We start from the raw sequence: 1,426 nt of genomic DNA, 5'->3' as shown, positions 1-1,426 counted from the left end.
TGAACTGACCCCCGAAAGTTGGACACAACCTTCGGGGGTTTTGCATGTCCAAATACAGCGAGAGTTTCAAGCGCTCGGTTGTCGATAGCTATTTAGGCGGGGATGAGAGCTGCGCGAGTGCGGCGTCGATGCATGGCGTTGATGCGGCCACTGTTCGCAAGTGGGTTGCGTTGTACCAGGCGCATGGCGATGCCGGGCTATCTGGTAAGTACGGTCGTTACGACGCGGCGTTCAGGCTGTCGGTGCTTGAGCGAATGTGGGAGGAAGGTCTGTCGTATCGGCAGACGGCTGCATTGTTCAATATCCGCAATGCCAGTTGCCTGACGGGCTGGGAGAAGCGCTATCATGCGGGCGGGATAGAGGCGCTCGGCCCACGTCCCAGAGGACGACCCATGTCAAAGCCGCCGTCCCCCGCAGTGCCTGTTGCAGCCAGTGACGAGGCCAAAAGCCGCGAAGAACTGCTGGCTGAGCTGAAGCATCTGCGGATGGAGAACGACTACCTAAAAAAACTAGAGGCCTTAACGCAGGGACATGCGCTCAAAAAGCGCAAGCCGTCCAGGCGTTAAGGCCGTTGCATTCGCTTGAGGGGCTGCTCGAGCTGGCGAAGCTTGCGCGCAGCACGTTCTATTACAGACAGAAAGCAGCGAAGCGCTCGGACCGCCATGCGGCGCTGAAGGCGGCGATCAAGGCCATCTTCGACAGCCACAAGGGTCGCTACGGCTATCGCCGGGTGACTGCGCAACTGCACCGGTTGGGCCGGCGCGTCAACCACAAGACCGTCCAGAGCCTGATGGCCGGGATGGGATTGAAGTCGCTGGTCAGGCCGAAGAAGTATCGCTCCTACAGGGGCGAGGCTGGGCGGACCGCTCCCGATCTGTTGCAGCGCAAGTTCGGCGCCGACCGCGCCAACCGCAAATGGGTGACCGACGTGACGGAGTTCAGCCTGGCCGGCGACAAGCTCTATCTGTCCCCGGTCATGGATCTCTACAATGGCGAGATCGTCGCGTTCGAGACGGCGCGGCGGCCACGCTTCAAAATGGTGGACAATATGCTGACCAAAGCCCTCGCCCGGCTTGGTGAGAACGAAAGGCCGATCCTGCATTCCGATCAGGGATGGCAGTATCAGATGTCGGCATTCCAACGCAGGCTGGAAGCCAGAGGCCTCCAACAGAGCATGTCACGCAAAGGCAATTGCCTCGACAACGCCCCAATGGAGAGCTTCTTTGCCATCCTCAAATCCGAGCTCTTCCATCCCGGAACCTTTGACACCGTTCAAAGCCTGGACGACGCCATCACGGACTACATCGACTATTACAACCACCGCCGCATCAAACTGAAACTGAAAGGGCTGGCCCCTGTGCAATACAGGAACCAGCCCTTAAACCTACCAACTCAATGAACCGTCCAACTTTATGGGGTCAGTTCA

General features: G+C 58.9%; 1 protein-coding gene. It reads left to right on the top strand.

Annotated elements, in window-relative coordinates:
- Window positions 1-44: 44 nt before the first annotated feature.
- Window positions 45-1,399, top strand: a protein-coding gene (locus NKK51_RS32355) for an IS3 family transposase (RefSeq protein WP_502895240.1) whose coding sequence is annotated in 2 segments (ribosomal slippage) — window positions 45-510 and window positions 510-1,399 — 1,356 coding nt in all. Because the reading frame shifts where the segments join, the coding sequence is not laid out codon by codon here.
- Window positions 1,400-1,426: the final 27 nt, after the last annotated feature.

Source organism: Mesorhizobium sp. M0011, from assembly GCF_040324155.1.
Taxonomy (GTDB): Bacteria; Pseudomonadota; Alphaproteobacteria; order Rhizobiales; family Rhizobiaceae; genus Mesorhizobium.
The sequence above is the reverse complement of the archived record's forward strand: the minus strand, read 5'-3'. Positions and strand labels throughout refer to the sequence as shown.